The following is an 18427-nucleotide window of genomic DNA, read 5'->3' on the forward strand; positions in this document are numbered from 1 at the left end:
CTCATGCAGACACACGATCCAGACCCGTCGAAACGCATCCCGAAATCCCTCGGTACCGAGGCGACGCTCATCGGCAACTACACGCTTGCCGATGCGGCGGTCGCACTCCTCCCCGCGGTAATCGTCATCCTGGCGATTCAACTCATCGTGCCCGCCGACCTCGTCGTCGCCGGCTACTCGATGCAGGACCTCGCCCTCCCAGTCGTGGCAACGGCCGCGGGGTGTGGCCTCCTCTTCGTCTACATGACGCCGTCGTACACGTCGAGTCTCGACTGGCTGCTCACCATGGTTGGCTTCTACCGCGCCGACCGCTCCCATGACCACGACGCCGCAAAACAGTACACCCGTATCAAGCGACTACATCCACGCCATGGGGCCATCGAGCGTACGGACGGGACGATGATCGGCCTCGTTCGTGTCGACCCACCATCGATGGCGCTCGCGACAGACGAGGAGTGGCACCGGAAGGCGACGGATTTCCGCACCTTCCTCGATACGGTCGTGGCGTTCCCTATCCAACTCTACGCGACGACCCAGACCTTCCCCGTCGACGACTATCTCTCGCATTATGAACGCCGCCTCGACGACCCGGATGTGAAGGCAAATCCACGACTCACGCGCCTCATCGAGGAGTACCGAACCTGGTACGCGACCGAACTCGATGCGCGCCAGATGACGATTCGCGATCACTACGTCATCGTCCCGGTCTCCCTCGATGACGTCCGCTTCGAGCGCAACCATAGCGTCCAACTGCTGGCCCGCCTGCCCGTGCTCGGCCTCTTCGTCGACCTGCTTTTCGCGCCGGACCCGCGCGAGGAGCGCGTCACGCTCTGCGAAACACTCGATCAACGACTGCGACAGGTCGAAGTCGGGCTTCGCGATATCGACGGCTGTAATGCGACTCGCATCGCCGCACCCGAGGCGGCCGGCATCATTGCGGAGTACTGGGCCGGCAAGACACTCGACTACGGCGACCTGGATGCGACCTTCCGGACGCGCCCGCTCGTCGACGGGAGGAGCGCATGATTCGCCGACTTCGGTCGCTGCTCGGCCGTGAACACTCGGACGCCGATTCGGTGGCTGTCGACTCAACCGCGGCAGTGCCCGACTCAGCCGAACCCGAACCCGAGCCCGACTCCGCGTCTAAGTCCGGGTCCATCCACGCACTCCCGGATATCGACGGCACACACCAGACCGTCGTCACGCCGGGGAGTATCGAACACACGCCCGATGGTGTCCGGACCGACGACCGGTGGGCCCAGACGCTCTGGGCCGGTGAGTTTCCGGATGCGCCAGTCGATGGCTTCCTCGAAGGCGTGTACTCGTCGGCCGCGACGCGGGCGACCGACATCAGCGTCCACCTCCAACCACGCGAGACTGAGGGAACGCTGAATGCCCTCGAAAACCAGATCGAGGAACTCGAAGCCGACTACGAATACCTCACCGAGCGGCGGCGTGCCGGGGCGCGAGGGATCGCCAAAGACCTCGAAGACTATCAGGGATTGTACGATACACTCCGCAACACGCCGGTCCGACCGTTCGACGTCTCGATGTACCTGACGACGCGCGCGGACGAGAAGTCGGACCTGGAGACGGCGAGTGTCGAATCGGCGACGCGGCGTGCCCCCGCGAACCTGACGCCCATCCACCCACGACACGCCCAACTCGATGCGTTCACCTCGGGGAGCCCCGTGGGTATCGACGCGTTCAACGAGTCAATGGATGCGACCACGCCCATGCTGAGCGGCGCCGTCGGGGCGATGTTCCCGTTCGTCGCCGGTGCGTTCGCCGAGCCGGGTATCGAGTACGGTACCTATGCGCTCACCGAGAGCCCGCTCGTCCTCGATCGCTTCAACCGCGAGACAGGATATTGTACGATGGTCATCGGGAAGCTCGGTGCGGGGAAGTCCTTCTCGACGAAACTCCAACTCGTGCGCCGGGCGATGTACGACCCGGACACCATCCTGGTGATGCTCGACCCACTCGAAGGGTTCGCGGGCGTGAACGACGCCCTCGGCGGCGAGCGCATCGTCGTCGGCGGGACGCGAGGTCTGAACCCACTCGAACTTCGGGAGACTCCACCCGAGGTGTTCGAGACCGTCTCGGACTTCAACCCGTGGGGCGACCAGATCATTCGCGTGCTCACCTTCTTCGAGACGTTCTTCAGCCACGTCGCGAGCAATCCGCTGGGCGAGCGTACCCAGACCTTACGGCGTGCCGTCCAGGCTGCCTACGAACACCAGGGCATCACCAAGGATCCCTCGACCCATCACCGCGAGTCCCCCACGGTCCAAACGGTGATCGCGATGCTCGAAGCCCTCCTCGATGACCCACAGGCGTTCGGCTACGAGACGGCCGGCGAGCAAGTGAGTGTTCGCGACGAGGCGCAGTCCCTCCTGAAGGATCTGCGCCCCTCGTTCGGGCCGGACGGCGACCTCGTCAACCTCACCAAGCAGACGGAGTTCGACCTCGACGCGAACGTCGTCTATCTCGACCTCCACCAGGACGAGGGCACACAGGGTGGCTCAGAGCGCAGTCTGATGATGCAGGTGCTGTTCAACGCCGTCTACGAACGTGCCAAAACGACCGAGAAACGCGTCGTCTTCGTCATCGACGAAGCCCATTACCTGATGAACGACGCCACCTCCCTCGAGTTTCTGGAGACGGCTGTGCGACACAGTCGTCACTACGACCTCTCGTTGCACTTCATCACGCAGACGGGCGGCGAGTTCGCGCTCACACCCGAAGCAAAGACGATCGCCGACCTCTGTTCGCTCGTCATCATCCACCGCGTCGCCGAGGAAGCCGCAAAACTCCAGCAGTGGTTCGGCCTCAGCGAGCGCGAAGTGAACTGGGCGCGCACCGCCAAAGCCGGGAAAGAAGCGGATGGCTTCTCAGAGGCCCTTCTGGGTATCGACGAAGAGGGCTGGTTCCCGATTCGGGTGCGTGCCAGCGAGTACGAGGCACGGGTTATCGGCGGCGACGTCGACGATGCTCCACAGGGTGTCCCGGATGGAGACGCAGACGAGCCGGAAGAGAATGGGGGGACGACGCTCTCGGCCTGGGCAGACGGGGGCCAATCGAGCGAGCGAGGACAGCCAGTCGATGAGCGCGACGGCGGGGCAGCGTGATGGACCCACAATCGATTCCGGCCGCCCTGCGCGATATCGACCAGTGGCTCTGTTGGCAGGAGCAGGAGCGCGACGGCAAGGCAACGAAAGTGCCGGTCGATGCCCGGACGGGTGAATTCGCCTCCGTCACCGATGCCTCGACGTGGAGTGACTTCGAGACCGCGCACGCGGGTGTGACGACGCTGGACGCCAGCGGCGTCGGCTTCGTGTTCACCGAGGCCGATTCGTTCGTCGGTGTCGACCTCGATGACTGCCGCGACGCCGAGACGGGCCGGCCCGACGGCTGGGCCAAGGAGATCGTCCAGTCGCTCGACTCCTACACCGAGGTGAGTCCCTCGGGGACCGGGTATCACGTCTACGTCTGTGGCAACCTTCCCGCGGGCAGGAATCGATCTGGACACGTGGAGCTCTACGAGTCTGCTCGCTTCTTCACGGTGACTGGTGCGCACGTCGACGGAACACCAGCGGTCGTTAACGAGCGGAATCAGGCGTTACGCCAAGTCCACGCCGAGTACGTCGCCGATGGCTCTCCGTCTGGCTCTGGCAGCCACCCGGCGGATACGGACGGCGCAACCGGCCACGACCTCTCGGACGAGGAATTGCTCACCCGCGCACGAAACGCGAAGAACGCCCCAAAGTTCGAACGACTGTGGCGCGGCGACACCAGTGGGTACGATAGCCACTCGGAGGCGGATATGGCGCTCTGCTTCCTGCTCGCCTTCTGGACTGGTGGAGATGTCGCTGCGGTCGACCGACTGTTTCGTCACTCCGGTCTGTATCGCGAGAAGTGGGACGAGCCCCACTATGCTGACGGGCGAACGTATGGTGCAGTGACAGCCGAGCGTGCAGTCAGGGAGACGAGTGAGGTCTACGAACCACGCGAGCAGGAAGAGGTCGAGACTCCTCGGGAAGATCGGTCGCCGACGGAAGCAGCCGCGAGTTCGCTGAAGTCTGAATCGCGGAGCGACGTCGAGTCGCTAGCGGAGCGTATGCTGACACTCGACGCAAAGTTAGCGAGCCAGAAGACGGCCATCGAGCGAGTGGAGTCCCTTGGCGACGAAGTGGCGCGACTTCGAGCTGAGAAGGAATATCTCTACGAACACCTCATCGCTATGGAACGAACACAAGATCGCCTCCGCGAGCGCGTCACGGAACTCGAAGCGGACATAGCGGATATGGAGGGGCGATCGCTCGTTTCTCGACTTGTTGGAAGGTAACTCGTCTCGGCGTCGAGATATCGATGCAGGCGATGACGGATTTGTCGACCTCCACACTTCCGTGAGAAGTGATCAGCGAGTACCGTCAATCGGTCGTTGCACTCCTTGACGACATGATTGACGACGACGTCACCACAACGTCGCACTTTCACCAATGCGTTCCTGCCCAGAAAGTCCGCTATTCCCAATTGGTCGAGGCTAGACGTCTATCTCGACGTTGTCGTCACTCTTGTAGCGAACGTTCGCGGTGAGTGTGAGTGCTCCATCCTCGACGGCGAGATAGCCTTCACGGCGAACGACGTCGAGGTAGGTTTGTGGATCGAGTGTGTTCGGCTGCTGGTCGAAGACGTAGTTCTCGAACTGGGTAGCCGCGGCTCGTGCGTGTGGCTCGTCGAACGGTTCTACGAAGTTATCTCGGAGATAGGTCACGAGTCGGTAGGCGCGATAGGTGGGCGCGACGGCGCCACCGTACTCTTGGACGACGTCGAGATCGTGACCTCGTCCCTCCGGTTGTGGGTCATCGGGATCTTCGGGTTTTAGCTCGGCGAGGGGTTTTGCGTAGGTCTCGCGAAGGACGGCGAAGAATTGCTCGCGGTCAAGGTACCAGTAATCCGTGTCCTGGCGCGGATCTTCGTACAGAAGGGCTTTATTCTTGAACACGGTGCGGTAGCTGTCAAAGGAACGATCTCCCACGCCCGCAATCTCGTCGCAGTAGTCGCGGAGTTTTGCTTCGGAGAGGGCCGTGCCGAGATGGGCGTCGTGGATGTAGTCGATGATTCGTTCTGCTTTCGCTCCTTGGGACATCGAGCGCACCTCGGCGTCGGAGAGGGCACCTGTCCCGTGTTCGCCGCCGTCGGTTGAGGTGGTGGACTGCGAGTGTGCGTGTGTTCCCGATTCAGTCTGAGAGAGGCGGGCCAATATCTCGTCGAGCTTCTCGTCCATCGCCTCGACGTCGGTTTCGAGTCGGGCCGTCCGGTCGTTGTCCATGTACTCAATCATCGCGTTCTGCAGCTCGTCGCCGAGTTTTCCGCGCTGCTTCCCGTGAACGTCTTGGACGTATTCACGGAACTCTTCTAACACTCCAGACTCAACTGTCCACCCAACAGTCTCTCGCTTAGGCAAGGGAAACCACCCCGGAGTGAGCGTTAACTAGGTAAGTGCTAGATAACGACTGCGCCGGGAGGTCGTCATCTAGCACTAAACTAGTTACTAGGGTAGGGATGTAGTGTGTGTTAGACAGTCTCGTAAGACCGAATCGGCCATTTCGGTGCGTCTCCCGACTATCTAGTTCTTGGGTGGGGGAAGGGAGTCCATCCTCCCTCTGTTCTCGCTCGTACACACACGCACCGCTGGGACTATCTAGTTGCTCGCGACAGTCGTATCGTTGCTGGACGATACTCTCTTTAGCCGCGCGAGACAATGCTTGATTGGGTCGGATTCGCGTTCCTAATTGCATGGGTCTGGGAATCTGGCCCGCTCCGATGCCCCTGTGCCAGCAGGGGCGTCATTTCTGAGCGGGATCGCTTCGTACAGCGACTTCTTGGAGGCTTTCAGCGACTCGCTTCAACGTACGAGTGACTACTCTCCCTCACACACGACTTCACGCAACTCTTCGAGCAAGTCCGGGTTATACTCTTCAAGAACCTCTACATCTGTCGACATTTCTTCGTTAATTCGTCGCCGGATACGCGACGTCGCCTCATACTTCCGTTGATCACCATGCTCTCCAGCAAGCTGCTCCCGCTCAGTCTCGGTGATGAGTGCGCGCTGTTTTGCCATCACCGAGTGTCCTGTTCCGGACATTGTAGTATCTTCTAACACAGACGGCCACTAATAGCTTGTTCTATATCGCAATCTTGCTCTATCTCCTAATCTATAAGTGGATAGACGATGTAGGTAGATGTAGGGACGCGGGGTAGTGCTGGCACACTACCCCGGCCTGATTCCCAGACCCATGCAACCGAACGCATCCAATCCCGAGAACCGACCTGACCGTCCAAACTGGAAGGGCGCTCGGTACAAGCGCATCGGCACAGATACACAGAATCGCGACCACTGGCTCCAGGCCGACGACCGAATCGTGACGGTCGTCTCAGCGGACGGTACTCGCCTCGTTGAGCGCTACGACCTCGCGGAGCTCGGCAAGAATACCCAACACTGGATCGACTACGTGGCCGAGCGAACTGGGTGGAGCGACCAACCACTCACGGTCCTCTCGACGGCGGCTCTGCTTAAGGCAACGCGGGGTGGTGCCTGATGGTCGACGCGACGGACCGAATCGTCCTCGAGTACACACCTGAGTATGGCCCACGGCGTCGCGTTCGACTCACGACGTGCACCAGTGAGCGTGGTGCCTACTGGCGAATCGAGGAAGTCCTGAGTGGGTGTGGCTGGCGTGAAACTGGTCGGGAAGCGGTTGATGACGTCGAGATATCCGTCTCGTCGGCGTCGACGATGACTGGACCCTAGGGGGGCTAAGACGACAGAGAGTCACATACTTCCTCTCATTACAACAGTGTAGAGAATAGAGGTATAGATCCTGCTGAAGGCTAAGTCTTCAAGAAGTTGTAGTCAGTGACTTCTTCGATACAGCGTTCTATATCCAGTCGCGGACACTACGCAGTAGATAACCCAGAAGAACACCGGTAAACAGGATTATCGGGCCATCCTCCATGCGGCCCATATAGACAAGATAAGCCATCCCCAAGTAGAGAACGAGAACCAGTACTGTAGCGACACTAAGTATCGACAACCGCCACGCAGTGAGTCCCGCCTCTTTGAGTTTGGTTTGTCGAGAACCTTCGCTCATACAGGCACATTATCCAGCCAAGTGTTCAAAGCTACGCCTGCCTGGACTGCTGAACCCCGGAAACGTAAGTCGACGTTAGACCCTTCTTCAGCCCAGCTATCGCTGGCTAGTGGATGATACCCGCCGGTACTGAATATAGCGCTCAATCCCGAACCAGACAATGACGACGAGAGTACCCACTGTGTTCGCCAGCATATCGGTCGGGCTGTAGTATCGATCCGGTAGTGGGGCCTGTAGGAGTTCGATCACGACTCCATAACCGAGGACGACGACGAGAAGAACGACGTTGCGACGGAGTGAGGTTCCACGCCATTTCATCGTCGCATAAGCGGTCACTAGCGCGAGAGCCGCATAGGCGACTATATGGAGTTTCTTGTCCCACCACGGACTGGCGGTTGGAGCTGATACAGTATCGAGAAGAGAAAAGTAGCAGATGACCACGACGACAGCAAGAACGGCCAGCCAACGAATGAATCGAGGAAGGAGTGGAACCGAAATTTGTCGCACAGACTGAACCACTACCGCATGCAAGAAAACCCTCCTGTTCGTGCTTGCTTGGGTACACTCGACTCTTCTCTTCCGAAAGGGAAGTTTATACACCGAGAAAACCACGCACTACGCAATGACTGACGTACGGGACGCGACGGACGCCCTCCTTGCGGACCGTCCCGACCTCGAAGACGATATCCGGACCGTTCTCGACGTCGACGCCAACCAAGAGACGTGGACCTTCGACGACGTTCCACTCGACTCTGGGTCGTTCGGCGAACTCGTTTCACGCGGCATCGCCGAGAAAGTCGACGGAGAGTATCGCCTCGCTAATCGTGACGCCGTGCGAGCGGCTCTCGAAGGCGAGGAGGTGCCGAGTTCGGGTTCACGGACGCCCTCGATCGATGTCTCTCTCGATCTTCCACCGCGTCGCGTAAGTCTGGCACTTGTCGGTGCCCTCGTCCTTGTCGCTACCTTCCGGCTCTTTGCGTATCAGTCGGTGTTCCGCGCCGAACACGTCGTCCTCCTCGGCAACGATCCCTACTACTACCGACACTTGCTCTTCCACTTTATCGAGCAGGGAACGGGTGTCTTCTCGCTCCCTGAGACAGTGCAGGTCGGCGAACCACTCATGCTCGCGACGTTGCTGGCCGCGACGAAGTTGCTGGGCGGGACGACGAGTGCGGCGAATCTCGTCCTCGCGTGGTATCCAGTCCTCACAGCGCTTGTGACGGCCGGTCTCGTCTACGTGCTCACGGTAAAGCTGACCGAAGACCGGCGTGTGGGTCTCGCAGCCGTCGTATTGCTGGCTGTGACACCGGTTCATGCCTATCGGACAGCAATTGGCTTCGCTGATCACCACGCCTTCGACTACCTCTGGCTTGCCCTCACAGCGGTCGCAGCAGTCACTCTCCTCAAGCGAACATCGACAGCTACCTTTGAGGTCACCTCACTTCGAAACCCAACAACCCTGGCGTGGACTGCCGTGCTTGGTGTCGGTGTCGCCGCCCAAGTCCTCGCGTGGAACGCTGGCCCAATCCTGTTACTCCCGCTGGCCGTCTACGGCGTTATCCGCACAGCTGCAGCTGTCAACGCCGGCAACTCTCCACTTACTGACCTCCCTCTCGTCATCGGCATTGGGCTCGGTGCTCTTCTCGCATTCGTTGTACACTTCGGTCTCGGCTGGCAGCGTCTCTATATCGTTGTGACGCCATTGCTTCTCGTCGCCGGACTAGGTGCGGTCATTGTGGTTGGAGAGGGGGCACGACGCCGAGAACTCTCTGGAGCACTCACACTTGGGGGTCTCGTCGCTACTGGTAGCCTCATCTTCGCAGTTGCGTACGTCGCTCTGCCTGACTTTGCTGCCCAATTCACGCAGGAAGTGGTCAGGCTGTTCGTCGGCGGTACGAGTGAGAATATCGCCGAAACGGCCTCACTATTCAGTCCTCGGTATGGGACAATTGCCGGCCCCTTCTTCTTCTTCGGGCTGAGTCTTTTCTTCGCGCTGCCGTATTTCGTGTGGAGCCTATATCTTGGCTGGACGGAAAATCGGCCGGCCTGGTTACTCATTGGCAGTTACAGTAGCGTGCTCTTTGTCCTCGCACTCCTCCAAGTCCGCTTTGCAGGACAACTCGCACTCTTTACCGCCGTATTTGGTGGACTTGCCGTCGTCCACCTTCTCGCAGTGACCGGCGCCGCAAAGCGTCCAGCAGTACTTTCCGAAGTTGAGACAACTCATCCGTGGCGGACAGCGACGAGGGATGAACCAGCCTTTGCTCTCCCCGACCGACAGACCATCATTGCTGTCAGCCTTATCTTCCTCCTCATCGGCGGTCTCGGCGCCGTGATGACACCGCTCCGGACGAATCTCTTGACGGTAAGCGATGAGAGCTATAACGCGGCGGCGTACATGGAAGACTACTCCGAGGCCGAAGGATGGCAATATCCCCAAAATTACGTCTTCAGTGAGTGGGGCCAGAATCGGATGTACAACGCGATTGTGAATGGGGAGTCGCTGAGTTACGGATATGCCCAGCAAAATTATGAAGACTTCCTCACGTCGACGAATTCATCGATATGGTACCAAAGATTACATGATCGGACTGGCTTCGTCGTCATCAACCAGTATGACGGGTTCGAAAATTCGTCCCAAGAGACCGTGTATAAACGACTCCAGAATTGGGGGAATGAAACGGGTCACTACCAGGCAGTCTGGGCGAGCGATGACGGCTCAAAGAAGGTCTTTACGCTGGTCCCAGGCGCGAGAGTGATTGGATCCAGCAATCAGAACGCCACATTCACGATTACGGAAACTGTCGACATTAGAGGACGCCAGTTCACATACGAACGACAGGTGAGGGCGAATGCATCTGGCGGCTATGAGGTTCGAGTCCCCTATTCTGGAACGTACTCGTTTAATGGTACTACTGTCAATGTCTCTGAGACAGCGGTCAACACTGGACAGACAATTTCAGTGAGATCGAATACATGATCAGCGGTCACTCTCGTCGCTGTTGCTTTCAGGAGGTTCTGGTGGTTCGAAAGCTGCCAGAAGAAGCTGTCCAGGTCGAGTTTCGAGCGCACGCTCGCTAAGGGTCGCGAGTCGATCGACGCCGCGGCGGAGCGTCGACGTCTGCCAGTACGGATAGGTAGTCTCGACGAGCCGGTCGAGGAGTTCGATGAACGGACCGATAGTGTATGTCTCCCGGAGATCGATAACTACGACCTCAGGATCGGGCTCCTTCGTTAGCCAGCGGTAGAGGAATGAATTCTGGACGACCGTCTCCAAGTGGTCGATCCACGCCGTGAGACGGGAATCGTCGCGGAACGGACTTCGGAGAAGGGCGACTACTCGGGAGCTGTTGAGCACGCGATTAAGGAGAGCATCCTGCGTCTCTCGCTCGTCGGTCGTCGTCTCATTCATCGTCACAGCGAAACGACCGTCGCACGGATAGTCACGTCGCCGAAGGCAAGAATGACTGTTGAACCCTGCCGGAGCGGTCGACCCTTGAACGTGAGACCGGTCGTCGTCTGGCGGACCGACAGCTCGGCCGTCAGCATGACGTCCTGCTTGACCGGGTGTTTGCGCTGATAGATGTGGCCGTCGTCGCTCGTGAGGACGACCGTGGCCGGTTCGCGCTCAACGCCGAGGATCCGCGCAACTGTCTCGCCACGGATGGATTTGGCGACCATTCCCACCTCAACATTGTCGGCGTACTCGGGCATCACGCCCTCCATCCGCAGTGTGACGGTCTGCGTGGTGGGGGTGCCCCGCAGCTGTGCCGCGCCAACGCGGCGGACCGTTCCTTCGACTGCGTCAGTGTCTGTGTAGATCGAGAGAGACGTCCCTTCGCGAACGATCGTGTTCCCGAAGTGCGGGAGTCCCTCGTAGTTCAGCGTTCGAAGCGACAGCCCGAGGTAGACAAGTCGCTTCTCGGGATTCTGTGTCCCGTAAATCGAGACGTCCTGTACGGTCGCGACAGTCCGGCCTCCCGAGCGGATCCGTTCTCCGGCGTTCAGATCAGCAGCTTCCTCTGCAGACATCATTGTACGCAGGACAATCGGAGTGTTGCCGGTCTGGAGTTGGTTCGAGCCGCCGACGTCACGAATGGTCCCCTGGACTTGGTAAGTGTCCGTCTGGATGGCCAGCACTCTGCCAAGTCTGGGTGGAGCGCCGCTGTAGGAGAGAGTATCCTCCGTGACCGGTCCTTGGAGTGTTGCACGGAGGACGACGGCCGTTGCGTCATCTCGCGGCGAGACGTAGACGTCGGTAATCGTGAGCTGCGTATTCGTGGAGGGAGAGTACGTGTCGCCCTCATCGATTGCGGTCGCGATGTAGTCTGGTTGCGTCCCGAGGTCAACTGTGACGTTTGTGGTACCGAGATTCGGTTCGTCAGGTTGGGTGGAATCGGGCTGGAGGACAAATGCGGCACCGGCCGCGACGACAGCGAGGGCGAAAAGGACGACAAGTGCGTCGACGACGTTGACGACGCCGAAGAGATTGCCTTCGTCGTCGATTAGATTCATAGGGTAATCACTCCCGGATGCATTGCTTATAGTGGCTGACAGCGGAGACTAAACCCTTCCGAATTCAACCTATACTATCTGAATATAGACAAGTGTGGTATATATTGATTTCCATTCGTCTTTAGTTACTCGACTTCGCACTATCTGCTGTTGGAGCGCGTAGAACGTACGTGAACCGTTGATGCTGCCAATCACGTCGTTTCTATCATGTACTGAGCCAATCGACCAGTTCGAGTGTTTCTCAGCAAGGCAGAAACACTACAACAAGACCGTTCAGGGCATCTCGAACATCGTTCCCCGGCCAAGAGCGAACGTGCCCTGAACAAGTTTCTCACCGAGTACAACCGGGACGAAGACCAGCTCAACAAAGAACGACTTGAGCTACTCCAGCAGACCGATGAGACGCGGTGGTCCAGTGAAGGTGTCGTCATCAACGACACCTTCACGCACAAAACCTGCGAAAAATCCTCATGCAGAGAAATTCTACGATTACGGTCTTCACAGCTATATCTGGGGACAGAACCTCATCTACGCACTCTATGCTGACGGGAAGGCCACCTTCTTGGCTTCCGTCTCTACGAGAAAAACGACAAGCGGCGTGTCGAACTCGGCATCGATCTCGTTGACGAACTTATCGAGATAGGTGTCCCCGCGGACACCTATCTCTTCGACATGCTCTACTGTTCGGAGGAGTTCGTCACTCATCTCGAAGGCTACGGGAAAGAGTGGGCGTCTGCGGTCAAGAGCAACGCGTACGTCACCTACGGTGGCGGACGGATCCGTGTCGATGCGCTCCGCCAGCGCATCAACACAGTCCCGCGCACGATCAACGACGAGATCTACCATATCTGGACACAGAAGAGTGAAGTCGGCCGTCTTGGTGAAGTAAAACTGCTAATCACCGAGAAGGTATCGGATGAGGAACCGAGCGTGAAGTACATCGTTTCGAACAAGATCGACGCACCAGCGAACCATCTCATCGAGTTGTACGCGATGAGATGGCGCGTGGAGACGTTCTTCAGAAACACCAAGCATGACCTTGATTTTGGAGACTGCGAGTTACGGCATGCCGCAGGTGCCAGTTGGCACCGGCACCTGCTAATGCTGGCCTACAGTCTCTTCAAGTTCGGTGCTGCATACAGCTCTCTTGGTAACACCTCACACACGCAAGCTCGCTGCGCAACGACGTCAAGCGATCCTTCCGCGAAAGCATTCAAAATTTTCTCACCTGGGCACTCAACAGCCCCAACCGCAGCATCGACGAGCTAATGCACCAGATCGACGGCATATTCGTCTAGCGTACGAAGTCAAGTAATTTAGTAGACTGTGAACTTCCGCTGGCACCTGTCCCGCATAAGCCCACGTTCCGTCCTCGTCGCGGCTAATAAGAGGCTGTCGTTCGTCCCCGCTACCACACGACCGTCGACGGTAGTCCATACGAGAATGACCTCAGTTCCGTCTTCGAGTTCGGCGTCCATATCCCGGTAGCGGTTCGCCCAGATCATACAGGGGACTTCGACGTGGTCGTCATCAATCACGATTTCCTCATCGTCGGATTCGGTGTTGTTACTCCTCCGCGTCGTCGACGAGTGCTTTGAGATCAGCGTAGCGGTTAGTCTAGTCGACGATCCCGTCTTTCGTGTAGCCCTGTTCGCGGGCCCGTTCGAAGAGGTCTCGAAGCTCGTCGGGGTCGACGTCGCGAAGCTCCATCTCAGAGGACGTGGTGGTAGAGGGCGAAACCGGTGATATGGCTGTTCCACGTCAAGTACAGATCATCGATGTCTTCGATGGTGACTGCCCGTGTGACCATATGTGCGGGGTGGGTATACACCGTTGAGCCCCGGTCCATGGTGGTGCGATACCTGGAAGGTCGGTATATGCTTTCTAGCTACCTTGCTTCTGCTCTTCTATGTTTCTTCTTGCCAGAAATCTATGAGTATCTCTGCTAACCACTATGAAGGCCCCCGGTATGGCGACATCAAGGTCGCCTTCACAATGGGACCGCTACACTGTCACATATACCCGAGATTCTCAAGGTGGTTCTGTAACTCGTCCGTGACCTCAAAACCGCTCTCTCTCTCCCGGAATTCGCGGTGGATCGTATGCGGGTCTCCAACGGTCTCCGCAAGAAATTCTCGGTCACCCTTTGTAACCCCGCCCTCCAGTCGTTCGTGTGTCTCAAGATCAAACGCTTCGGCGGTGCCAGCCGAGTCGAAGCGGACGAACCGGTCCTCGTGGAACAGGGCGACCTGATACTGTCTATACTTGTCGACACTCACGTTCTCGTACTCGTCCCACGGCTCGATTGACAACTGTGTATCCCAGCCGAAGTACTCGGTGATGACGGTGTCGCGCGGATTGATGCGACAGATGTCCCCTTGGGCTAGGCTGGTGAAAAATGTATACAGCTGCCGCAGTGATACCGGGGATTCAACACGTCCTGCAGGGAGGTCAGGATGTGAGACGATCAGCGGGACATGCGCAAGATCGCGGTCGATTTCTGATTGGTGTCCCCAGATACCGCGCTCGCCGAAGAGGTCGCCATGGTCGGACGCGACGACGATTACCGGATCAGGACCCTCTGACTGTGCTTCCACGTTTTGCAGAAACTCACCGATCCGGTCGTCAAGGTACCGAACCTCTGCGTCGTACAACGCCCTAAGAATTTCCCGGTCACGCTCCCCGATAGTCACATTGCCAGCGGTGGCTCCCACGAAGCTCTTTGACAATGCCTTCTCCAACCTATCAACACCGACATCCTCGTCAAGGTAGGTGTGGACGTACTCGGCCGGTGGCCGGTAGGGTGCGTGCGGTTCGATGAAATTTGCGAATAGGAACCGTGGTCCGACGCCGCTGTCGAGGAACTCTCTGGAGCGAGTCAGTACCTCGTCAGCCCCGTCGTCAGTCCACTCGCCACGGCGGTTGCGAATCTTTGTCCGGAAGTACGCGACGCCATTCATAAATGCCCGGTAGCTCCGCTGTCTCATAGCCAACGAAGTAAAATCAGTAGCCTTCTCCAACAGCGAATCGTACTTCCCGCTCTGAGTACGACTCTTGACCGTCTGCGTGACCGACTCGTCAGGATACGGTAACCGTTCATCAAAGTTGTTGACAACGTGATGGACATCGAACGCGTCGGAGAGACCAAAATCACCCGACAACAGGTGTGGAGAGACGCACCCTGTCCGGTAGCCGTTTTCTCCGAGATACTCAACCAAGGGGTTACCGTTCAAGCGCTGTTCCCAGTCAACGGCACCGTGCTCCGAGGGTAGCTCACCAGTGAATACGGACGCGTACGCTGGGAGACTCCAGATCGAGTTACTATACGCTCGTTCGTACACGAGTCCATCGGAAGCGAGGGAATCAAGGACGGGGGTCGTGTCGCGAGATGCACCCAAACAGCCGAAACTATCGGCTCTGGCTGTGTCGAACAGGAGGAAGATAATATCTCTCTGTTTCATCTTGGCGTACATAGATTGAGCCACAAGAAATGTATTGTGACTTTTCCGAGCTAGCGGAACTCACCACCTCAAAGCCCAGGACATGGCGTCGAGATTCGGGATAGGATATCAGCATTCGATGACTCCATCGAACGTGTGTCGACCCGCTCCCGAGTACCCGATGGAACACGATTAATTCTGGCCACGTCTCTCCGACACCGTGCGGAAGAACTCCCGCATCTGCTGTTCCCACCGCTCCAGTGTAAAGTAGTCGACTACTCGTCGCCTCGCATTCTCCCCCAGTCGCCCTCGCAAAACTGGATCTTCGACTAGCTTCTCGACCGCGGGGGCAAGAGCCTCCGCCGTGGGTTTGACCTTGAACCCTCCGTCAACCTCATCTTGGTAGATAATCTCCTTGAGCCCGCCAACGTCAGTGACTACGACCGGCCGACCGCACGCCATTGCCTCAAGACACGATAACGAGGTCCCCTCAGAGTGATACGTCGGAATCGAGACGATGTCGGCAGCGGCGTAATAGCGAGGCATCTCCTCGTGGGGAACGTGTCCAAGAAACTCCACCGCGTTGGCCAGATTGTTACGTTCGATCTGGCTGCGAACTAGTGACGCGTCAGTAATATTTTCGGCACCTAGGAACCAGAGTGACACGTCATGCCCCTTTGACCGTAGTTTGGCTAGTGTGTCGACAATCAAGTGTGCCCCCCTCGCAAGTCGGAGCGTCCGCGGGAAGAGTACTACTGTCTCCTCCATTGTTGAGTTGGTCGGGCTGTTGATCGGATCAACGTCCGGTGAGAATACTGTCGTATCAACCCCATTTGGTATAGGAAAGACATTGTTCCGTGCGGTCGGATGCTCGGACTGGACGTAGGTCAGAAACGCGTTGTCAGTGCACCGAACGAGCGACTTCTTCGAGAGGAGACGGCCCAAAAAATACCGCTTCACCCTAGTTGTGAGGTTTCTAGAGGATGGTACGTCCCACGTAATTCCCTGTTGATTTAATGCGTCTACCGGCCTCAAGTTCGGTATCGCGTACTCCGGCGAGTGGACGTAGACGATTTCGTCTTGGGAGACGACCCGCTGCCACTGAAGGTTGAATGAGAGGAGTTCCGCCGTTCCAGACCCAACGGTCGACAGATACTCAATCTCGATTCCGTCGTACTCGTCGTTCGGGTTCCCGGTGTCCTGCTGGTAGACAGTTACCTCGTGTCCTTCATCAAGCAGAATCTGACCTATTCGATACAGGTTCACTTCGGCTCCCCCGATCATATCACTCGCTTCGACACCGCTATACTGCGACGGATTTCCGAGAAACGTGTCCGTAACGAGAGCGAACTGTTCGGTCATAATGGTTGAGCCTACCGTGCTGGAACCTAAGTATTTGGTTCTGTAGTTTCGCTAGACGCGAGGGCTACGACTGCGTTATATCGGTAGAAAGCGAAGAGACAGATTGGTTTGGTATCCGAAATCCGTCTCTTCACTCGTGTTACAGTGGCTAAGGCTAAATCAGTTGTCGCCAACCCGGACGAACCCACCGACCCTGAAGGGGGTGGCGGGTTACCGAGTGGGTGATGCTCACACTCCATGCACTCCGGATCGAGCCGCGCAAATACTACCGCGTTGCGGTGGATTTGCTCAGCGAGATGCTCGGCGTCCTCAACGAGAGCCGCCTCACGCGGCTTCCGTCCTCCGCACGTGGTTTGCACGGATTCCTACCAGTTCGTGGTGTGCGTTTCTCGGCGCGTCAGACAAGTAACGCACTGGCACGCCGCCATCGACTCAACCGGCTTCGACTGCGACCAGCCCAGCCGCCACTACCCCAACTGCACGCACTACCGCGTTTGGACGCTGAAAAATCGCTGTGCTCGTGGATGTCGAAACGCTGTACATCACCGACATCCACTCGACTACCTCGAAGAAATACGACTCGAAGATCGGTCCGCAGGTCGCCCGCTGGAACGCAGGCGATCTTCGAATCCTCGCTGCCGACCGAGGCTACGCGCGAAAGCTTCCGCGATGAACTCCGCGACAACGGCATCAGACCGCTAATCAAGCACAGGATCATGAACCCGCTCAATCACACACAACGCCCGCATGGACCGTGATCGGTACAACCGTCGCTCGATGAACGAAACCATCTTCTCAAGCATCAAGCACACGCTCAGCACAGCCGTACGTGCGCGCGTTCCGTGAAATGCTGCTGAAAGCGACCGTCTATAACCTCCGCCGAAGCGTCCGATACCCGTGAAATCAACCGCAGTGTACCGAGACTACAGAGTCCAACCTTGTATAGGGTAGTAATTATACTCTCCAGAAGATTCTCTGTAGTGGGGCAGTTTCTCATTAAAAAACGATGCTCTACGGCGGCACAGACGATCACGATTTCGAAAACACGTGGTTTCGTAACGCTACGTGCGCAACACTTACCGAATCAGTTGACCGTCTCGGAAACCTGGCACTTGTTACGAAGCAAGAGCGGGCAATAGTATAATCCAAGGTTTTAATCAAATGCGGTTGATGGACACTTTTATGATGGCGAGATTCGTACAGGCAATTCCCGAACCTGTTACTTCCTGGCTTAAAGGCACACCTATTGATAAGATTTATCAGTTGTATAGGGTGAAAAATTTAGAAACAGTCTCAACAGTATTCGACACACCAGCTGGTGATTTGAGGCTCAAAGTCCCCCGTGATCATCCTTTCTTAGAGAAGTCAAACAAGCCAGGGGGTCATGAACCGGCATTGACGAAAGAGTTAGAGATGATTATTGATGAAGAGACAGTTTTCTATGATATCGGCGCAAGATTCGGATATCATACTGTCTTATCTATGATGTTAGGTGTCCCCGAAAATCAAATCCATGCCTTTGAGGGGCATCCCGTCCCGTTTTCAGTTCTGGAGGAAAACCACAAGGACAGTGCATTTCTCACTAACTCTTATGTGGGCGATGGTTCTAAAAATCTCTCGCTCGACGATTACATTAGTCGGAACCAAGATCCGACCGTCCTCAAAATAGATGTAGAAGGCGCCGAAGTTGATGTTCTTAGGGGGGCAACAGACCTCCTCTCAAAATCGAGACCAGAAATATATATCGAAATCCATCCACATCAAATTCACAGATCAAATGGAGATGTGGATGACATATACGATTTGCTCAGATCAATCGGATATCAGCTGTCCATACTCAATCATAGAGCCACAGATTCTGTTTGGCAAGATTTTGACCGGTCGGACTCAATCAGAAAGGAGGTACATTTGCTTCGAGGGAGATGCTAAATTATCTCCGGTATTAATTGTCAG

14 protein-coding genes and 3 pseudogenes are annotated in these 18427 nt (G+C 57.3%); 8 read left to right on the forward strand and 9 right to left on the reverse strand.

What is annotated here, in order from left to right; translation table 11 throughout:
- The first annotated feature begins 3 nt into the window (after nucleotides 1-3).
- The 3 genes from P0Y33_RS11145 to P0Y33_RS11155 are packed head-to-tail and all read left to right on the forward strand — an operon-like array spanning nucleotide 4 to nucleotide 4348.
- Nucleotides 4-1026 carry a hypothetical protein gene (locus P0Y33_RS11145; protein WP_279527482.1) on the forward strand — a complete coding sequence of 341 codons (1023 nt, stop codon included), beginning with the start codon at nucleotides 4-6 and terminating at the stop codon, nucleotides 1024-1026.
- Nucleotides 1023-3131 (forward strand): VirB4 family type IV secretion system protein, encoded by a 2109-nt coding sequence (locus tag P0Y33_RS11150; protein ID WP_382217709.1) that lies wholly within the window; start codon nucleotides 1023-1025, stop codon nucleotides 3129-3131. Before P0Y33_RS11145 ends, P0Y33_RS11150 begins: the two co-directional genes overlap by 4 nt.
- The gene (locus tag P0Y33_RS11155) at nucleotides 3131-4348 is read left to right on the forward strand and encodes a phage NrS-1 polymerase family protein (protein WP_279527484.1); all 1218 of its coding nucleotides are present in this window, start codon (nucleotides 3131-3133) and stop codon (nucleotides 4346-4348) included. The genes P0Y33_RS11150 and P0Y33_RS11155 overlap by 1 nt, the downstream gene beginning before the upstream one ends.
- 198 nt (nucleotides 4349-4546) lie before the next feature.
- On the opposite strand, the gene P0Y33_RS11160 is transcribed toward P0Y33_RS11155, so the two are convergent.
- A complete protein-coding gene (locus P0Y33_RS11160; protein WP_279527485.1) occupies nucleotides 4547-5428 on the reverse strand; it encodes a hypothetical protein in 882 nt (293 codons plus the stop codon).
- A 498-nt stretch (nucleotides 5429-5926) separates the two neighbouring features.
- Nucleotides 5927-6127 (reverse strand): hypothetical protein, encoded by a 201-nt coding sequence (locus tag P0Y33_RS11165; protein ID WP_279530108.1) that lies wholly within the window; start codon nucleotides 6125-6127, stop codon nucleotides 5927-5929.
- Nucleotides 6128-6302: 175 nt separating this feature from the next.
- Here P0Y33_RS11165 and P0Y33_RS11170 point away from each other — a divergent pair, with 175 nt between their 5' ends.
- Complete coding sequence (locus P0Y33_RS11170) at nucleotides 6303-6605, forward strand: hypothetical protein (protein WP_279527486.1); 303 nt, start codon at nucleotides 6303-6305, stop codon at nucleotides 6603-6605.
- A gap of 648 nt (nucleotides 6606-7253) precedes the next feature.
- On the opposite strand, the gene P0Y33_RS19130 is transcribed toward P0Y33_RS11170, so the two are convergent.
- Nucleotides 7254-7769 (reverse strand): VanZ family protein, encoded by a 516-nt coding sequence (locus P0Y33_RS19130; protein WP_382268519.1) that lies wholly within the window; start codon nucleotides 7767-7769, stop codon nucleotides 7254-7256.
- A 10-nt stretch (nucleotides 7770-7779) separates the two neighbouring features.
- Here P0Y33_RS19130 and P0Y33_RS11175 point away from each other — a divergent pair, with 10 nt between their 5' ends.
- Nucleotides 7780-10137, forward strand: coding sequence for an STT3 domain-containing protein (locus P0Y33_RS11175; protein ID WP_279527487.1), 2358 nt, complete (start codon nucleotides 7780-7782; stop codon nucleotides 10135-10137).
- On the opposite strand, the gene P0Y33_RS11180 is transcribed toward P0Y33_RS11175, so the two are convergent.
- Nucleotides 10138-10569, reverse strand: a complete 432-nt coding sequence (locus P0Y33_RS11180) for a hypothetical protein (RefSeq protein ID WP_279527488.1) — start codon at nucleotides 10567-10569, stop codon at nucleotides 10138-10140. It lies immediately after the preceding gene.
- A gap of 2 nt (nucleotides 10570-10571) precedes the next feature.
- A complete protein-coding gene (locus P0Y33_RS11185; protein WP_279527489.1) occupies nucleotides 10572-11672 on the reverse strand; it encodes a DUF4330 family protein in 1101 nt (366 codons plus the stop codon).
- 181 nt (nucleotides 11673-11853) lie between these two features.
- On the opposite strand from P0Y33_RS11185, the pseudogene P0Y33_RS11190 reads away from it, so the two are divergent.
- A pseudogene (locus P0Y33_RS11190) lies at nucleotides 11854-12970 on the forward strand (transposase).
- An 18-nt stretch (nucleotides 12971-12988) separates the two neighbouring features.
- Here P0Y33_RS11190 and P0Y33_RS11195 read toward each other — a convergent pair.
- The 4 genes and pseudogenes from P0Y33_RS11195 to P0Y33_RS11205 all read right to left on the reverse strand — a co-directional run bounded on the left by P0Y33_RS11195 (nucleotide 12989) and on the right by P0Y33_RS11205 (nucleotide 16474).
- Nucleotides 12989-13210 carry a single stranded DNA-binding domain-containing protein gene (locus P0Y33_RS11195; RefSeq protein WP_279527490.1) on the reverse strand — a complete coding sequence of 74 codons (222 nt, stop codon included), beginning with the start codon at nucleotides 13208-13210 and terminating at the stop codon, nucleotides 12989-12991.
- Nucleotides 13211-13289: 79 nt separating this feature from the next.
- Nucleotides 13290-13482, reverse strand: a pseudogene (locus P0Y33_RS19135) (hypothetical protein).
- A gap of 202 nt (nucleotides 13483-13684) precedes the next feature.
- Nucleotides 13685-15145 carry a sulfatase gene (locus tag P0Y33_RS11200; RefSeq protein ID WP_279527491.1) on the reverse strand — a complete coding sequence of 487 codons (1461 nt, stop codon included), beginning with the start codon at nucleotides 15143-15145 and terminating at the stop codon, nucleotides 13685-13687.
- Between the two features lie 159 nt (nucleotides 15146-15304).
- Nucleotides 15305-16474, reverse strand: a complete 1170-nt coding sequence (locus P0Y33_RS11205; protein ID WP_279527492.1) for a glycosyltransferase family 4 protein — start codon at nucleotides 16472-16474, stop codon at nucleotides 15305-15307.
- A 108-nt stretch (nucleotides 16475-16582) separates the two neighbouring features.
- Here P0Y33_RS11205 and P0Y33_RS11210 point away from each other — a divergent pair.
- Both P0Y33_RS11210 and P0Y33_RS11215 read left to right on the forward strand, forming a co-directional pair.
- Nucleotides 16583-17375, forward strand: a pseudogene (locus tag P0Y33_RS11210) (IS5 family transposase).
- A gap of 281 nt (nucleotides 17376-17656) precedes the next feature.
- Nucleotides 17657-18403, forward strand: coding sequence for an FkbM family methyltransferase (locus P0Y33_RS11215; protein WP_279527493.1), 747 nt, complete (start codon nucleotides 17657-17659; stop codon nucleotides 18401-18403).
- Nucleotides 18404-18427: the final 24 nt, after the last annotated feature.

This window comes from Halospeciosus flavus (genome assembly GCF_029814175.1).
In the GTDB taxonomy this organism is placed as follows: domain Archaea; phylum Halobacteriota; class Halobacteria; order Halobacteriales; family Halobacteriaceae; genus Halospeciosus; species Halospeciosus flavus.

What these genes read in the sequence shown, in the direction of transcription:
- P0Y33_RS11215 (WP_279527493.1), top strand. Translation starts at nt 17,657, where the DNA reads ATGATGGCGAGATTCGTACAGGCAATTCCCGAACCTGTTACTTCCTGG.
- P0Y33_RS11180 (WP_279527488.1), bottom strand. Translation starts at nt 10,569, where the DNA reads ATGAATGAGACGACGACCGACGAGCGAGAGACGCAGGATGCTCTCCTT.
- P0Y33_RS11170 (WP_279527486.1), top strand. Translation starts at nt 6,303, where the DNA reads ATGCAACCGAACGCATCCAATCCCGAGAACCGACCTGACCGTCCAAAC.
- P0Y33_RS11155 (WP_279527484.1), top strand. Translation starts at nt 3,131, where the DNA reads ATGGACCCACAATCGATTCCGGCCGCCCTGCGCGATATCGACCAGTGG.
- P0Y33_RS11165 (WP_279530108.1), bottom strand. Translation starts at nt 6,127, where the DNA reads ATGGCAAAACAGCGCGCACTCATCACCGAGACTGAGCGGGAGCAGCTT.
- P0Y33_RS11175 (WP_279527487.1), top strand. Translation starts at nt 7,780, where the DNA reads ATGACTGACGTACGGGACGCGACGGACGCCCTCCTTGCGGACCGTCCC.
- P0Y33_RS11200 (WP_279527491.1), bottom strand. Translation starts at nt 15,145, where the DNA reads ATGTACGCCAAGATGAAACAGAGAGATATTATCTTCCTCCTGTTCGAC.
- P0Y33_RS11205 (WP_279527492.1), bottom strand. Translation starts at nt 16,474, where the DNA reads ATGACCGAACAGTTCGCTCTCGTTACGGACACGTTTCTCGGAAATCCG.
- P0Y33_RS11150 (WP_382217709.1), top strand. Translation starts at nt 1,023, where the DNA reads ATGATTCGCCGACTTCGGTCGCTGCTCGGCCGTGAACACTCGGACGCC.
- P0Y33_RS11185 (WP_279527489.1), bottom strand. Translation starts at nt 11,672, where the DNA reads ATGAATCTAATCGACGACGAAGGCAATCTCTTCGGCGTCGTCAACGTC.
- P0Y33_RS11145 (WP_279527482.1), top strand. Translation starts at nt 4, where the DNA reads ATGCAGACACACGATCCAGACCCGTCGAAACGCATCCCGAAATCCCTC.